The sequence below is a fragment of the Bradyrhizobium sp. 187 genome (assembly GCF_023101005.1).
Taxonomy (GTDB): domain Bacteria; phylum Pseudomonadota; class Alphaproteobacteria; order Rhizobiales; family Xanthobacteraceae; genus Bradyrhizobium; species Bradyrhizobium canariense_D.
The window spans coordinates 7,083,649-7,097,433 of record NZ_CP064693.1 but is presented as its reverse complement, the minus strand read 5'-3'; the positions used below and the strand labels follow the sequence as shown (position 1 = coordinate 7,097,433).

General features: G+C 64.7%; 17 protein-coding genes. 12 read left to right on the top strand and 5 right to left on the bottom strand.

The window, feature by feature from the left end:
* The first annotated feature begins 42 nt into the window (after positions 1 to 42).
* The 7 genes from IVB19_RS34235 to IVB19_RS34205 all read left to right on the top strand — a co-directional run bounded on the left by IVB19_RS34235 (position 43) and on the right by IVB19_RS34205 (position 4,518).
* Entirely contained in the window at positions 43 to 987 is a 945-nt protein-coding gene (locus IVB19_RS34235; RefSeq protein WP_018460006.1) for a heme o synthase, read from the top strand.
* Complete coding sequence (locus IVB19_RS34230) at positions 984 to 1,160, top strand: cytochrome c oxidase system small membrane protein (RefSeq protein WP_026233922.1); 177 nt, start codon at positions 984 to 986, stop codon at positions 1,158 to 1,160. The genes IVB19_RS34235 and IVB19_RS34230 overlap by 4 nt, the downstream gene beginning before the upstream one ends.
* 5 nt (positions 1,161 to 1,165) lie before the next feature.
* Positions 1,166 to 1,816 (top strand): cytochrome c oxidase assembly protein, encoded by a 651-nt coding sequence (locus IVB19_RS34225; protein WP_018460004.1) that lies wholly within the window; start codon positions 1,166 to 1,168, stop codon positions 1,814 to 1,816.
* Between the two features lie 77 nt (positions 1,817 to 1,893).
* Positions 1,894 to 2,790, top strand: a complete 897-nt coding sequence (locus IVB19_RS34220) for a cytochrome c oxidase subunit 3 (RefSeq protein ID WP_018460003.1) — start codon at positions 1,894 to 1,896, stop codon at positions 2,788 to 2,790.
* A 97-nt stretch (positions 2,791 to 2,887) separates the two neighbouring features.
* Complete coding sequence (locus IVB19_RS34215) at positions 2,888 to 3,289, top strand: DUF983 domain-containing protein (protein ID WP_018460002.1); 402 nt, start codon at positions 2,888 to 2,890, stop codon at positions 3,287 to 3,289.
* A complete protein-coding gene (locus IVB19_RS34210) occupies positions 3,286 to 4,038 on the top strand; it encodes an SURF1 family protein (RefSeq protein ID WP_018460001.1) in 753 nt (250 codons plus the stop codon). The genes IVB19_RS34215 and IVB19_RS34210 overlap by 4 nt, the downstream gene beginning before the upstream one ends.
* A 114-nt stretch (positions 4,039 to 4,152) precedes the next feature.
* Positions 4,153 to 4,518, top strand: coding sequence for a nuclear transport factor 2 family protein (locus tag IVB19_RS34205; protein WP_026233921.1), 366 nt, complete (start codon positions 4,153 to 4,155; stop codon positions 4,516 to 4,518).
* A 91-nt stretch (positions 4,519 to 4,609) separates the two neighbouring features.
* On the opposite strand, the gene IVB19_RS34200 is transcribed toward IVB19_RS34205, so the two are convergent.
* Positions 4,610 to 5,950: a histidine kinase gene (locus tag IVB19_RS34200; RefSeq protein ID WP_018459999.1), complete on the bottom strand. Its 1,341-nt coding sequence runs from the start codon at positions 5,948 to 5,950 to the stop codon at positions 4,610 to 4,612.
* Between the two features lie 85 nt (positions 5,951 to 6,035).
* Here IVB19_RS34200 and IVB19_RS34195 point away from each other — a divergent pair, with 85 nt between their 5' ends.
* The 5 genes from IVB19_RS34195 to IVB19_RS34175 all read left to right on the top strand — a co-directional run bounded on the left by IVB19_RS34195 (position 6,036) and on the right by IVB19_RS34175 (position 11,345).
* Entirely contained in the window at positions 6,036 to 6,680 is a 645-nt protein-coding gene (locus IVB19_RS34195; protein WP_018459998.1) for a response regulator transcription factor, read from the top strand.
* Between the two features lie 555 nt (positions 6,681 to 7,235).
* Positions 7,236 to 8,654: a threonine synthase gene (thrC, locus tag IVB19_RS34190; RefSeq protein WP_018459997.1), complete on the top strand. Its 1,419-nt coding sequence runs from the start codon at positions 7,236 to 7,238 to the stop codon at positions 8,652 to 8,654.
* Positions 8,651 to 9,940: a M16 family metallopeptidase gene (locus tag IVB19_RS34185; RefSeq protein WP_007599446.1), complete on the top strand. Its 1,290-nt coding sequence runs from the start codon at positions 8,651 to 8,653 to the stop codon at positions 9,938 to 9,940. The genes thrC and IVB19_RS34185 overlap by 4 nt, the downstream gene beginning before the upstream one ends.
* Before the next feature lie 39 nt (positions 9,941 to 9,979).
* Positions 9,980 to 10,567, top strand: coding sequence for a GNAT family N-acetyltransferase (locus IVB19_RS34180; RefSeq protein ID WP_007599447.1), 588 nt, complete (start codon positions 9,980 to 9,982; stop codon positions 10,565 to 10,567).
* 121 nt (positions 10,568 to 10,688) lie between these two features.
* Positions 10,689 to 11,345, top strand: coding sequence for a hypothetical protein (locus tag IVB19_RS34175; protein WP_018459996.1), 657 nt, complete (start codon positions 10,689 to 10,691; stop codon positions 11,343 to 11,345).
* Between the two features lie 200 nt (positions 11,346 to 11,545).
* Here IVB19_RS34175 and IVB19_RS34170 read toward each other — a convergent pair whose 3' ends face one another.
* The 4 genes from IVB19_RS34170 to IVB19_RS34155 are packed head-to-tail and all read right to left on the bottom strand — an operon-like array spanning position 11,546 to position 13,694.
* On the bottom strand, positions 11,546 to 12,031 hold the full coding sequence (locus tag IVB19_RS34170; protein ID WP_018459995.1) for a F0F1 ATP synthase subunit B family protein: 486 nt from the start codon (positions 12,029 to 12,031) through the stop codon (positions 11,546 to 11,548).
* Between the two features lie 5 nt (positions 12,032 to 12,036).
* Complete coding sequence (locus IVB19_RS34165; RefSeq protein WP_018459994.1) at positions 12,037 to 12,600, bottom strand: F0F1 ATP synthase subunit B family protein; 564 nt, start codon at positions 12,598 to 12,600, stop codon at positions 12,037 to 12,039.
* A gap of 60 nt (positions 12,601 to 12,660) precedes the next feature.
* Positions 12,661 to 12,891 (bottom strand): F0F1 ATP synthase subunit C, encoded by a 231-nt coding sequence (locus IVB19_RS34160; RefSeq protein WP_007599451.1) that lies wholly within the window; start codon positions 12,889 to 12,891, stop codon positions 12,661 to 12,663.
* Between the two features lie 53 nt (positions 12,892 to 12,944).
* Complete coding sequence (locus IVB19_RS34155; RefSeq protein ID WP_018459993.1) at positions 12,945 to 13,694, bottom strand: F0F1 ATP synthase subunit A; 750 nt, start codon at positions 13,692 to 13,694, stop codon at positions 12,945 to 12,947.
* Positions 13,695 to 13,785: the final 91 nt, after the last annotated feature.

The following is a 13,785-nucleotide window of genomic DNA, read 5'->3' as shown; positions in this document are numbered from 1 at the left end:
CGTGACGGGCGCCGCGGCTCGACAACCAAGCGAGTCAGTCTAGTGTCCGTCCTCGACCACAACGCCATCGACATCAATCCCCGCATCTCCGAAGCGGAGGTTGGCGATTACATCGCGCTCCTGAAGCCGCGGGTGATGTCGCTGGTGATCTTCACCGCGCTGGTCGGAATGGCGATGGCGCCCGGGCATTTCCACCCGGTGCTGGCCATCACCTCGCTGCTCTGCATCGCGGTCGGCGCCGGCGCGTCCGGCGCGCTCAACATGGCGCTCGAAGGCGACATCGATGCCAAGATGTCGCGCACGGCGAACCGGCCGATTCCGCGCGGCCGCATCACCCGTCCCGAGGCGATGACCTTCGGCATGACGCTCGCCTTCTTCTCGGTGATGACGCTCGGCATCCTGGTCAACTGGATCGCGGGCGCGCTGCTCGCCTTCACCATCTTCTTCTACGTCGTGATCTACACAATCGGCCTGAAGCGCTGGACCGCGCAGAACATCGTGATCGGCGGTGCCGCCGGCGCACTGCCGCCGGTGGTGGCCTGGGCCGCGGTCACAGGCACGGTCGACGTCGAGCCGCTACTGCTGTTCGCCATCATCTTCTTCTGGACGCCGCCGCACTTCTGGGCGCTGGCGCTGTTCCGCTCCGACGATTACGCGCGCGCCGGCATTCCGATGCTGCCCAACGTCGCCGGCCCCGACGCGACCCGGCTTCAGATCCTGCTCTACACCATCGTGCTGATCGCGGTCGCGGCCGCGCCCTGGGCGCTCGGCTACTTCGACGCCATCTACGGCATCGTCTCGCTGATCCTCGGCGCCGGCATGCTGGGGTTCGCCATCAACGTCTATGTCCGTCGCGAGCGCAGCCAATCGCTGCGGGCGACCCGCAAGCTGTTCGCGTTCTCCATCCTTTATCTGTTCGCGCTGTTTGCGACCTTGCTGGCCGAGGTCGTGTTCCGGGCGCTTGCGCCGATGGTAGGGGGCGCATGATCACAGGGATGGCCGACAAACCCGAGATAGACGGAATCGTCCTCACCGAGGCGCAGAAGAAGAGCCGTCGTCAGCGCTCGATCGCGATCGCACTCGCGCTCGGCGTGCTCGTAGTGCTGTTCTTCGCCGTGACCATGGTCAAGGGGCCGGCCGTGCTCGTCCGGCCGATGTAGGAAACATGGATCAGAAGCCGACCATATCGCGGGATCAGAGCCGGACGGCCACCAAGGGGCGCAGGCCTGCCAGGGGGCTTGGCCGCGACGTGGTGGTCGCCTCGATCTGCGGCGGCGTGGTCGCGCTGATGGTCGGCGCCTCCTACGCGGCGGTGCCGTTCTACAATTGGTTCTGCCGCGCCACCGGCTTCAACGGCACGACCCAGGTCGCGACCTCGGCGCCGGCCAGCGGCCCGATCGCACGCAAGATCGCGGTGCGCTTCGATTCCAACGTCGCGCCCGGCCTGCCCTGGAAGTTCGAGCCCGAGCAGAGCGAGATCGAGGTCAATATCGGCCAGGTCGTGACCGTCTTCTACACGGTGACCAACCAGGCCGCGCGGACCACCGCAGGCCAGGCCGCCTACAATGTCGCGCCGCTGACGGTCGGATCCTATTTCCAGAAGATCAACTGCTTCTGCTTCACCGAGCAGACCATGGCGCCGGGCGAGAAGCGCGAGATGCCGGTCGTATTCTATGTCGATCCGTCGATTGCCGACGACCACGAGAACGACGGTCTCAACACGATCACGCTGTCCTACACGTTCTATCCGGTGAAGGATCCGGTGGTGAAGCCGCTCGCGGCCAGCGAAGACGACAAACGCAAGGGAAATCTCTGATCTCCGGACTCACGCGCCGGGGTTGGAATAAGGGGATAAGTGCCTGACAGGCACGGGATTGAGGAGCGAGACCGCAAATGGCAACGGCGCACACCAAGCATCACGACTACCATCTGGTCGATCCCTCGCCATGGCCCGTCGTCGGCTCCATCTCCGCCTTCATCATGGCGGTCGGCGCGATCACCTGGATGCACCACATGTTCTCGGCTGCGCCGATCATCTTCGGTGTCGGCACCGTCGGTGTGCTCTACACCATGGCGAGCTGGTGGGGCGACGTGATCAGGGAAGCCCAGTACAAGGGCGACCACACCCGCGTCGTGCAGCTGCATCACCGCTACGGCATGATCCTGTTCATCGCCTCGGAGGTGATGTTCTTCGTCGCCTGGTTCTGGGCCTATTTCAACGCGGCGCTATTCCCGGCCGACGCCGTCCACGCTACCCGCGATGCGGTGTTCGGCTGTGGTCTCGGGACCGCGGCCGGCGCCTGCACCGTGCCGGGCACCTGGCCGCCGCACGGCATCGAGACCTTCGATCCCTGGCATCTGCCGCTCCTGAACACGCTGATCCTGCTCACCTCCGGCACCACGGTGACCTGGGCCCACCATGCGCTGCTCGAGAACGATCGCCAGGGCCTGAAATATGGCCTGATCCTCACCGTCGTGCTCGGCGCGCTCTTCACCTGCGTGCAGGCCTATGAGTACAGCCACGCGGCATTCTCCTTCGGCGGCAACGTCTACGGCGCGACCTTCTTCATGGCGACCGGCTTCCACGGTTTCCATGTGCTGGTCGGCACCATCTTCCTGCTGGTGTGCCTGTTCCGCGCCTATGCCGGCCACTTCACGCCGACCCAGCATCTCGGTTTCGAGTTCGCCGCCTGGTACTGGCATTTCGTCGACGTGGTCTGGCTGTTCCTGTTCCTCTGCATCTATGTCTGGGGACACGGCGCCGAGACCATGGCTCACGGCGCGCACTGAGCGGGCTGGCTTCGGATCGAGAAAGGGCGGCCCCGGGCCGCCCTTTTGCTTTTTTGCGCGCAGGGGTTTCGGCAGAAACTGTGATAGACCTTTTGCCATGAACGAAGCCGCCGATACGTCCGAGCCGCAAGCCACCGTCCTGCAAAGCGCGCTGCGCGGGCTTGCCTGCAAATGCCCGCGCTGCGGCCAGGGCAAGCTCTATGCAGGCTTCCTGACGCTTGCGCCTTGCTGCGAGCGTTGCGGCCTCGACTACGCCTTCATCGATTCCGGTGACGGTCCGGCGATCTTCATCATCATGCTGGCCGGCGCGATCGTCGTCGGCTGCGCGCTCGTCATCGAGGTCAAGTACCAGCCGCCGTACTGGCTGCACGCGGTGCTGTGGCTGCCGCTGATCCTTGCGACTACCCTGCTGCCGTTGCGCGCGATGAAGTCGCTGCTGATCGCACTGCAATTCCACCATAAGGCGGCGCCGGGCCGGCTGGTCGACCGCGCGAAATGAACGAGACCGCGCGCAAGCCCCGCGTGGCCGGCTTCGCGCTGTTTACGCTTTTCCTGACCGCGGTCTGCGTCACGCTCGGCGTCTGGCAATTGCAGCGCCGCATCGCCAAGCACGAGCTGATCGCCGCACTGACCGAGCGCCTCGCGGAGGCACCGGTCACTCTGCCGCCGCCGGCACGATGGGCCGCGCTAAGTCCCGCGCGCGATGAATTCCGCCGTGTCAGCTTTACCGCGACCTACGCGCCGTTGCCCGATGCGATGGTCTATTCCTCCGGATCCGCCGTGCGTAAGGACGCGTCGGGCCCCGGCACCTGGGCCTTCCTGCCGGCGCGGCTGCCGAGCGGCGAGACGGTGGTGATCGATGCGGGCTTCGTCGAAAACACCATGCAGGATCGCAGCGTCGAGGATCGCGCGGTCAGGAAGCTCGTCACCGGGCAGGCGGTCTCGTTCACCGGCTATCTGCGCTTCCCCGAGGCACCGGGCTGGCTGACCCCGGCGGAGAACCGCGGCAAGCGGCTGTGGTTCGTGCGCGATCACGTGGCGATCGCGAGCGCGCTGGGCTGGGGCGCGGTTGCGCCGTTCTATGTCGACCTCGAGCAGCCGGCGCCCGAGAATGGCATTCCGCGGCCGGGGCCGCTCGACGTCCATCTCAAGGACGATCACCTGCAATACGCCATCACCTGGTTCACCCTTGCAGGCGCCGTGCTCATCGCCTTCGCCGTGTGGGCAAGAGGGCGGCGGCGGGGCTGAGCTCCGTAGATCCACTTAGGGAACCCGGTATCGCCCGGGGTTTACCATTCAGCGCACATTCACGAGTGTGGTCCTAAGCCGCCAGTAATTTTCCGCGGCAGACAGGATTGCAGCGTGAGTGATTTCGACCAGATGGGAATTGTCGTCGATTGGGTGGATGCCTGCAGGAAGGGCGACCTCGCGACGCTCCTCGACCTCTATGCGGATGACGCCCAGGTCGAATGCACGTGCAACGGCACGCAGCGCTATCGCGGCCGGAGCGAGCTCGAAGCCTATTGGCAGCCGCGGCTCAGCGCTTTCTCGTCGGCCGGTTTCGGGTTGGAGGAAATCCATCCTGCACCCCACGGCGTCGATCTCGAATATTCCGTCGCCGGCGCGCTGCGCATTCGCGCCTCGTTTTGTTTCAGCCCCGACGGCAAGATCCGCACCACGCTGTGCGAGCCGGCGCGACAGAACGCGCAGCTTGGCTGTGCGTGCTAGAGTTTCCGTTCTGATTAATCAGAGCCGAACACCAGATTCTGTTTTGGCGTTTTCTTCACGCGAACCGGTATCCACTTCGCTCGAAAGCGCTTCAATCGCTGACCGGCGCCTCGCGTGCCGGTTCGGCGGGAAGGCGGCAGCGCACATAGGTTCTGTCGTCCACGCGCAGCAGTGACAGCGATCCGCTGAGTGCGCGCACGCGCTCATGCATGCCGGTCAGGCCGCGGCCGAACAGATTCCCTTCGGGAAAGCCGCCGCCGTCGTCGGAAATCTCGATGACGACCGTCTCGCCGGCGAAGGTCGCCTGCACATGGGCATGGCTGGCGCCGGCATGACGCAGCACGTTGGTCAGCGCCTCCTGAATCACGCGATAGACGGTTTGAGCCAGCGGCCCGTCGATCGCGTTGAGATTCGGATCGACCGCGTCCGTCAGGTCGATAGACGGCGCCTGCTTGCGAAAATTTCGGAGCAGCGTCTGCACACTGGTCTCCAGACCCAATTCCTCGATGTAGAGCGGTCGCAACCGGTCGAGGATGCGGCGGTTGGTCTGCTGGAGCGCCTCGACCGATTGCAACACCTCCTGCGCCGAACTGCTGAGATTTCCCGCCGGGGGCGAGGCATCGACCAATGCGATGGTGCCGACGCGGATGCCGAACAGCAGCGGACCGAGTTCGTCGTGCAGTTCGCGCGCGAGATCGCGCCGCTCGTCGTCCTGCAGCGAGACCAGGCGGTGCAGCAGGTCGCGATTGTCCTGGCTCAACTGCACCAGCGTTTCGGCCAGCGCATTGGCCTCCTCGCAGCTTTGCCGGATTTCCGGCGGTCCCCCGACCGAGATCGGTGTTGCGTAGTCGCCGCGTCGTAGCCGCGTGAGGCCTGCGCCAAGATCCTGCAGTGGTCGCAGGGCTGATCCCGCAAACACATAGGCGACGACCCCTGTCAGCCCGGTCAGCGCGACGACGAAGCCGGCCAAGGCGAGGAAGCCCACCCAGGTCTCGAACAGCGCTGCGGACAGGTCCGGCACAAACACGATGTCGCCGAAATGCTCGCCGTTGAGGGATACCGGAAATGCGATGTGCAAGTCCGGAATGGAAAGGAGACTGACGAACCATTTTGGTGGGCCATGCGAACCTTGCAGGCCCCTCGACGCAAAGGGAGGAGCAACCGCTCCTGCAGGAAGGAATTGAATATCTGAGGACTCGTCCAGCATCCGCACGAAGTCATCCAGGGTCCTTCGCGGATGGTCGGATGAACGCAGAGCGTTGTTGAGGGCCTCGGCCACGGCTTTGGTCGATCGTTGGGCCGGCTGGTTCTCCTCGGCGAGCTGACCGGTCGTGAAGACGTGCAGCAGGACGCCGCCCATGATCAGCGCCGCCATGAACAGCAGGCCGAGCGGCAGAAACAATTGTGTACTGAAGGACAGCCGTTGCCACATTAGGTCAATTCTAACGCGCATCAGGGGATTTTGCTCTTTCCATTTGTTCCCGTCGGTTTATGAATCGAAAAACTAGAGAGTTACAATGCAAGATACTGCCAAGCCGGCGACCCGCGTCCTGATTGTCGACGACCATCCCGTGGTGTTGTCCGGTTGCCGCACCCTGTTCTCCTCCGACCATTCGATCCGGATCGACGAGGCGACCGACGCCAAATCCGGGCATCGCGCCTATGTCAGCAGGCGGCCCGACGTCACTGTGATCGACATCAGCCTGCCCGACGTCTCCGGCTTTGAACTGATGCGGCGCATTCGCAAGGACGATCCCGACGCCAAGATCATCATGTTCAGCATGAACGATGATCCAGCCTTCGTGGTGCGGGCGGTCGAGCTCGGGGCCCAGGGCTACGTCTCCAAGGGCGACGATCCCCGGATCCTGCTCAAGGCGGTGCGCAAGGTGGTTGCGGGCGACAATTTCATCTCACCGCAGCTCGCGGAAGCCGTGACGTTTTCCGGCGCGGCGATCAAGGCCAATCCAGCCTCGCAGATGACGCCGCGGGAGCTCGAGATTCTTCGCCTGTTGGGGCGAGGCGACAAGATCGTCGAGGTCGCCGAGGCGCTCGGCATCTCCTACAAGACCGTCGCCAACACCACCTCTCTGCTCAAGCAGAAGCTCGGTGCCAAGAACCATTCCGACCTGATCCGGATCGCGGTGGAAATCGGGATGAACTGACGCCTCAGGGCACCGAACCGGCTGCACCAGGATGCTGCCGGTTCGGCGGGCGGACCGGTCTCGGCGCTCAGCCGGGCAATGCATGGATAGCGCCGACACCATCCGCCGACACAATGAGCGCAGCCGTCGTGTCGTTCGGGATATAATGGTAATGCGTGACGCCAAGCTGCTGGCGAACGTTTGCCCGCGCCGAAACGTGTCGGGAAAAACAGGAACATTTTCTCACACATTCCGTTTTGTCCCTTGACGATATCGTGACAGCCGACGAAAGCTTGCGCGAACAGTTTTTGCGGGTCGGTGACCCCAAGACGCCAAACCGGTCTGCACACAACGACAGACCTTCCAAGAGAGGGCTGCGGCATTGCCGCAGCCCTTTTCGTTGGCAGCGCTTTTCGTTGGCAGCCTTTTTCCTTGGACGGCCCCAGGCGCGAAGCGGTTTCCTGATGCCGCAAAACACTTTATGGTGGCCCAAAGCCTCTGGCTGTTAACAAGTAATTTCGTAAAATCAAAGGCTTGCGGACCGAGTCCAGGCTCGGCCGGCCTTTGGAGGGCAGTTTGACTCGTTATATCTCGACCCGGGGCGAGGCCCCCGAACTCGGCTTCTGCGACGTGATGCTGACCGGGCTCGCTCGCGACGGCGGCCTGTATGTGCCGGCCACCTGGCCGCAACTCTCGCCTGACGCCATCGCCGGCTTTTTCGGGCGTCCCTATTGGGAGGTCGCGGTCGAGGTGATCCGCCCTTTCGTCGCCGGCGAGATCTCGGACGCCGAGCTCGGCCGTATGGCGAACGAGGCCTACGCCACCTTCCGCCATCCGGCGGTGGTGCCGCTGCGCCAGATGGCGCCGCACCAGTTCGTGCTGGAGCTGTTCCACGGCCCGACGCTCGCCTTTAAGGACGTGGCGATGCAGCTGATCTCGCGGCTGATGGACCACGTGCTCGCCCAGCGCGGCCAGCGCACCACCATCGTGGTCGCGACCTCGGGCGACACCGGCGGTGCTGCGGTCGACGCGTTCGCAGGACTCGAAAATGTCGATCTCATCGTGCTGTTCCCGCATGGCCGCATCTCCGAGGTGCAGCGGCGAATGATGACGACGACGGGCGCGGCCAACGTCCATGCGCTTGCCGTCGAGGGCAATTTCGACGATTGCCAGGCCCTCGTGAAGGCGATGTTCAACAACCATCGCTTCCGCGATGCGACGTCGCTGTCCGGCGTCAATTCCATCAATTGGGCGCGCATCGTCGCCCAAGTGGTCTACTATTTCACCTCCGCCGTTGCCGCCGGTGCACCCGCGCGCGCGGTGGACTTCGTCGTGCCGACCGGCAATTTCGGCGACATCTTCGCCGGCTATGTCGCCAAGCGCATGGGTCTTCCGGTGCGGACCCTGGGCATCGCCGCCAACGTCAACGACATCCTGGCGCGCACGCTGAAGACCGGGATCTACGAGGTGCGCGAGGTCCACGCGACGGCTTCGCCGTCGATGGACATTCAGATCTCCTCGAATTTCGAGCGGCTGCTGTTCGAGGCTGGCGGGCGCGATGCCGCCGGCGTGCGCCGTCTGATGGATTCACTGAAGCAATCGGGACGCTTCGTGCTGCCCGATGCGACGCTGGCCGCGATCCGCGAGGGGTTCGACGCAGGCCGGGCCGACGAGACCGAGACCGCGGCCGCGATCCGCGCCGCCTGGCGCGAGGCCGGCGAGCTGGTCGATCCCCACACCGCGGTCGCGCTTGCGGTCGCCGACCGCGACACCACGGACAGGACGGTTCCCAGCATCGTGCTGTCCACCGCCCATCCGGCCAAATTCCCCGATGCGGTCGAAGCGGCCTGCGGCCAGCGGCCGCAACTGCCGGCCTGGCTCGATGGTCTGATGACCAAATCCGAACACATGAAGGTGATGAAGAACGACCAGACCGAGGTCGAGCGGTTCGTGCTGTCGGTCAGCCGCGCCGCGAAACAGGGAGTTGCCGGATGAGCGTCGAGATTTCCAAGCTTGCGTCCGGCCTCACTGTCGTCACCGACAAGATGCCTCATCTCGAGACCGCGGCGCTCGGCGTCTGGGCCGGCGTCGGCGGGCGCGACGAGAAGCCCAACGAGCACGGCATCTCGCATCTTCTGGAACATATGGCATTCAAGGGCACGACGAAGCGCTCCTCGCGCGAGATCGTCGAGGAGATCGAGGCGGTCGGCGGCGACCTCAATGCCGGCACCTCGACCGAGACCACGTCCTATTATGCGCGGGTGCTGAAGGCCGACGTGCCGCTCGCACTCGACGTGCTCGCCGACATCCTGGCCAATCCCGCCTTCGAGCCCGACGAACTCGAGCGCGAGAAGAACGTCATCGTGCAGGAGATCGGCGCGGCGCAGGACACGCCTGACGACGTCGTGTTCGAGCATCTCAACGAGCTCTGCTATCCCGACCAGCCGATGGGCCGCTCGCTGCTCGGCACTGCGAAGACCTTGCGTGCCTTCAGCCGCGACTCGCTGCGCGACTATCTGTCGACGCACTACCGCGGCCCTGACATGGTGGTGGCGGCCGCCGGCGCGGTCGATCACAAGCAGGTGGTCGCCGAGGTCGAGCAGCGCTTTGCCAGTTTTGAGGGGACAGCGGGTCCCAAGCCGCAACCCGCACAATTCGGCAAGGGCGGCACCAAGGTGGTGCATCGCGAGCTCGAGCAGGCGCATCTGACCTTGGCCCTGGAGGGCGTGCCGCAGACCGATCTGTCGCTGTTCTCGCTCCAGGTCTTTACCAACATCCTCGGCGGCGGGATGTCGTCGCGGCTGTTCCAGGAGGTGCGCGAGAAGCGCGGCCTCTGTTACTCAATCTACTCGTTCCATGCCCCCTATACCGACACCGGCTTCTTCGGCCTCTACACCGGCACCGATCCGGCCGATGCGCCCGAGATGATGGAGGTCGTGGTCGACATCATGAATGATTCGGTCGAGACCCTGACCGAGGTCGAGATCGCGCGGGCCAAGGCGCAAATGAAGGCGGGGCTGCTGATGGCGCTGGAGAGCTGCTCGTCCCGCGCCGAGCAACTCGCCCGGCATGTGCTGGCCTATGGCCGGCCCCAGACCGCCGAGGAGCTGGTGGCCCGGATCGACGCCGTCAGCGTCGAATCGACCCGGGATGCGGCGCGTGCGCTGCTTTCGCGCAGCCGCCCTGCGGTTGTCGCATTGGGCAGTGGCAGGGGTCTGGACACGGCGGTGTCTTTTGCGGAAGGATTGACCCGGGCACGCGCCAAGGCGCGGCTGCATTAGGAGCCGCGCACGGGTTGATCCGCCCCGGGAAGCATCACCATGGCCCTCTTTCGCCTGCCATCCAGTGGACCCGCCGCTCTCGCGCCGCGCGGCAACGGCCTGTTGCTACGCGCGCCTCAGATGTCGGACTTCCTGCAATGGGCCCATCTGCGCGAGTCCAGCCGCGATTACCTGACCCCCTGGGAGCCGATCTGGCCGTCGGATGATCTCACCCGCTCCGGTTTCCGCCGCCGCCTGCGCCGCTATTCCGAGGACATCGCCGCGGACCGGTCCTATCCCTTTCTGATCTTCCGGGAGCTCGACGGCGCCATGGTCGGCGGCATCACGCTCGCCAATGTCCGCCGCGGCATCGTCCAGGCCGGCACCATCGGCTATTGGGTCGGCAAGCCCCACGCCCAGCGCGGCTACATGACGGCCGCGCTGCGGGTGCTGCTGCCGACGCTGTTCGGGGAGCTCAATCTGCACCGGGTCGAGGCCGCTTGCATCCCGACCAATGCGCCCTCGATCCGGGTGCTGGAGAAGTGCGGTTTCTCCCGCGAGGGGCTGGCGCGCCGGTATCTCTGCATCAACGGGGTCTGGCAGGACCATTTGCTGTTCGGCCTGCTGCACGAGGATTTCCGCGGCTGAGCCCGTTGATTGATGCGGCCAAAGTCTCCTTGTTTGCTGCCTTGGGTTCGCCGGTTTTGACGATATAACGGCGCAACCCGGCCGGTGATCGGTCGGGATGTCGTCAGGAGTATGGGTGTTGATGGTGCAGGAGCTTCGGTCATCGCGGAATGCGTTGCGGCGGGGGGCGGCGGTCGCGCTGGCGTTGTCAGTTGCGCTCGTCTCCATCTCGCCGGTCGCGGCGCAGTCGCTGACCGATCGATTCAAGGGCCTGTTCGGCGGCAAGTCGGACGAGCCGGCCCAACCCAAGCCGGCGCCTGCGCCGGGCCAGCCGGCGGCTGATGACGATCTTGATTGCCCGCAGGTCACGGTGCGTGCCGGAGCCTCCACCTACGCGGTCGGTGCCACCGGGAAGCCGGCCGTCGGCAACGAGATCCGCTTCCAGGCCACCATCACCAAGATGGCGCGCGAATGCGCCCGCAATGGCGGCGATATCACGGCCCGGATCGGCATCCAGGGCCGCGTCATTGCCGGACCCGCCGGCGCGCCTGCGAGCGTCGAGGTGCCGCTGCGCGTCGCCGTGGTGCAGGGCGGCGTCGGCGAGAAGGTGATCGCTTCCAAGGCCTACCGGACCACGGTCGGAATGTCGGAGGGCGGCAGCGTGCCGTTCACCTTCGTGGCCGAGGATCTGGTCTACCCGATGCCTTCGGCCAAGGACGCCGATAGCTACATCTTCTATGTCGGCTTCGATCCGCAGGCGCTGTCGCCCGAGCCGAAGGCGCGGGCGAAGAAGAAGTAACCACGTCAAGATAGTCGTCATGCCCCGCGAAGGCGGCGCATCCAGTACGCCGCGGCTTCTCGATCTATCAGGGCTGTCTCTGGAATACTGGATCGCCCGCCTTCGCGGGCGATGACATCAGATTTGCCGATGCAGTGCCCGACAAACAAAAAAGCCGGCGCTGATCGCGCCGGCTTTTTGATTGGTGAAGGCAAGATCTCTCAGTTCAGCTTCTGCCTGACTTCGGTGATGCCCTTGGCGAGCAGATCGTCGGCGACCTGGCCCCTGACCGACTTCGACAGGATCGTGGAGGCGGCCTGGACGGCGGCTTCGGCCGCTGCGGCGCGAACATCGGCCACCGCCTGAGCCTCGGCGAGCGCGATCTTGCCCTCCGCGGTCTTGGTGCGGCGAGCGACGAAATCTTCCACCTTGGCCTTGGCCTCGGTTGCGATGCGCTCGGCTTCGCTCTTCGCGTTGGCGATGATGTCGGCGGCCTCGCGTTCGGCCGAGGCGGTGCGCGCCTTGTAGTCGGCGAGCACCTTGGCGGCTTCCTGCTTGAGGCGCGTCGCGTCGTCGAGCTCGGCCTTGATGCGATCGGCGCGATGGTCGAGCGCAGTCATGGCCTTCTTGAAGACCCCGAGATAGCCGAACACGACCATCAGGATCACGAAGGCGATGGCGACCCAGGTTTCAGGATCGAAGAACATATCGATTAACCCTTCAAGGACGCATCAACGGCGGCATTGACCAATGCCGCGTCCGGAACCACGCCCGTGAGCTGCTGCACGATGGTGCCTGCCGCATCGGCCGCGATGCCGCGGACGTTGCTCATGGCGGTCGCACGGGTCGAGGCGATGGTCTTCTCTGCCTCGGCGAGCTTGGCCGCCAGTTGCTCTTCCAAGGCCTTGCGCTCGGCGTCCGCCTGCGCATTCGCCTTGTCGCGGGATTCGTTGCCGATGGCCTGCGCGCGCGAGCGTGCCGAAGCAAGCTCGTTTTCATAGGCCTTCAGCGCCGCTTCGGACTGGTCCTTCAGCTTCTGCGCTTCGGCGAGGTCGCCCTCGATCTTGTTCTGACGCGCCTCGATCGCACCGCCGACGCGCGGCAGAGCGAGCTTGGACACGATCACGTAAAGCGCGACGAAGAAGATCGCGAGCGACACCAGCTGTGAAGCATAAGTGCCGCTCTCGAACGGCGGAAAACCGCCACCGTGACCGCCTTCGGACCCGGTGTGGGCGCCCGCCGCCGGACTTTTCGCCCCGCCATGACTTTCAGCCATGGAGTACTCCTGTTGCAGTCATGCGCGTCGCCTCGGTTGAAGCGGCGCGAAAAATCGTTCTCAGAGCGGAACGAACAGCAGCAGCAGCGCGATCAGCAGCGAGAAAATGCCGAGCGCTTCGGTCACGGCGAAGCCGAAGATCAGATTGCCGAACTGGCCCTGAGCGGCCGAGGGGTTGCGAACGGCCGCGGCGAGGTAGTTGCCGAAGATCACGCCGACGCCGACGCCCGCGCCGCCCATGCCGATGCATGCGATGCCCGCGCCGATAAGTTTTGCTGCTGCCGGATCCATTTTAGACTCCTTGGAAGAAAGATTGGGTTTTGGGTGGAAATTCCCCGGACCGCTCAGTGTCCCGGATGAATGGCGTCGTTGAGGTAGATGCAGGTCAGGATCGCAAACACATAGGCTTGCAGGAACGCGACCAGAATCTCGAGAGCGTACAGCGCGACCGTGAGCGCCAGCGGCAGCACGCCGCCGACCCAGCCAAGGGCGCCGAGCGAGAAGCCGAGCATGGCGACGAAGCCCGCGAACACCTTCAGCGCGATGTGGCCGGCCAGCATGTTGGCGAACAGACGGACGCTGTGGGAAACCGGCCGCAGGAAGAACGACAGGATCTCGATGAACATCACCAGCGGCAGGATGTAGCCGGGGACCCCGTGGGGCACGAAGATCGAGAAGAATTTAAGGCCGTTCTTGGCAATGCCGTAGATCAGGACCGTGAAGAAGACCAGCAGCGCGAGCGCCGCGGTGACGATCAGATGGCTCGAGATCGTGAAGGTGTAGGGGATAATGCCGACCAGGTTCGAAACGCAGATGAACATGAACAGCGAGAAGATCAGCGGGAAGAACTTCATGCCTTCCGCGCCGGCGGTCGAGCGGATGGTGGAGGCGACGAACTCGTAGGAGATCTCGGCGACCGACTGCAGCCGGCCGGGAACCAGCTGCGTGCCGCTGGCGAGCATCAGGATCGAGATGATCGCGACCGCCACCAGCATGTAGAGCGACGAGTTGGTGAAGGCGATCGTGTGGTTGCCGATATGGCCCAGGGTGAAGAGAGGCTCGATGTTGAACTGGTGGATCGGATCGATTTTCATCAGCGCGGCATCTCTTGGTCTGCCGGGCGATGCCGGCGGGTCTCGGTCTGCCGGTCGGGCCCGGCCCGTACCGGCACGAGCCGGCACGATC

Coding starts and splice junctions, on each gene's coding strand:
- IVB19_RS34195 (WP_018459998.1), top strand. CDS start 6,036: ATGCAAGATACTGCCAAGCCGGCGACCCGCGTCCTGATTGTCGACGAC.
- IVB19_RS34220 (WP_018460003.1), top strand. CDS start 1,894: ATGGCAACGGCGCACACCAAGCATCACGACTACCATCTGGTCGATCCC.
- IVB19_RS34200 (WP_018459999.1), bottom strand. CDS start 5,950: ATGTGGCAACGGCTGTCCTTCAGTACACAATTGTTTCTGCCGCTCGGC.
- IVB19_RS34160 (WP_007599451.1), bottom strand. CDS start 12,891: ATGGATCCGGCAGCAGCAAAACTTATCGGCGCGGGCATCGCATGCATC.
- IVB19_RS34180 (WP_007599447.1), top strand. CDS start 9,980: ATGGCCCTCTTTCGCCTGCCATCCAGTGGACCCGCCGCTCTCGCGCCG.
- IVB19_RS34185 (WP_007599446.1), top strand. CDS start 8,651: ATGAGCGTCGAGATTTCCAAGCTTGCGTCCGGCCTCACTGTCGTCACC.
- IVB19_RS34175 (WP_018459996.1), top strand. CDS start 10,689: ATGGTGCAGGAGCTTCGGTCATCGCGGAATGCGTTGCGGCGGGGGGCG.
- IVB19_RS34170 (WP_018459995.1), bottom strand. CDS start 12,031: ATGTTCTTCGATCCTGAAACCTGGGTCGCCATCGCCTTCGTGATCCTG.
- IVB19_RS34215 (WP_018460002.1), top strand. CDS start 2,888: ATGAACGAAGCCGCCGATACGTCCGAGCCGCAAGCCACCGTCCTGCAA.
- IVB19_RS34230 (WP_026233922.1), top strand. CDS start 984: ATGATCACAGGGATGGCCGACAAACCCGAGATAGACGGAATCGTCCTC.
- IVB19_RS34165 (WP_018459994.1), bottom strand. CDS start 12,600: ATGGCTGAAAGTCATGGCGGGGCGAAAAGTCCGGCGGCGGGCGCCCAC.
- IVB19_RS34155 (WP_018459993.1), bottom strand. CDS start 13,694: ATGAAAATCGATCCGATCCACCAGTTCAACATCGAGCCTCTCTTCACC.
- IVB19_RS34210 (WP_018460001.1), top strand. CDS start 3,286: ATGAACGAGACCGCGCGCAAGCCCCGCGTGGCCGGCTTCGCGCTGTTT.
- IVB19_RS34225 (WP_018460004.1), top strand. CDS start 1,166: ATGGATCAGAAGCCGACCATATCGCGGGATCAGAGCCGGACGGCCACC.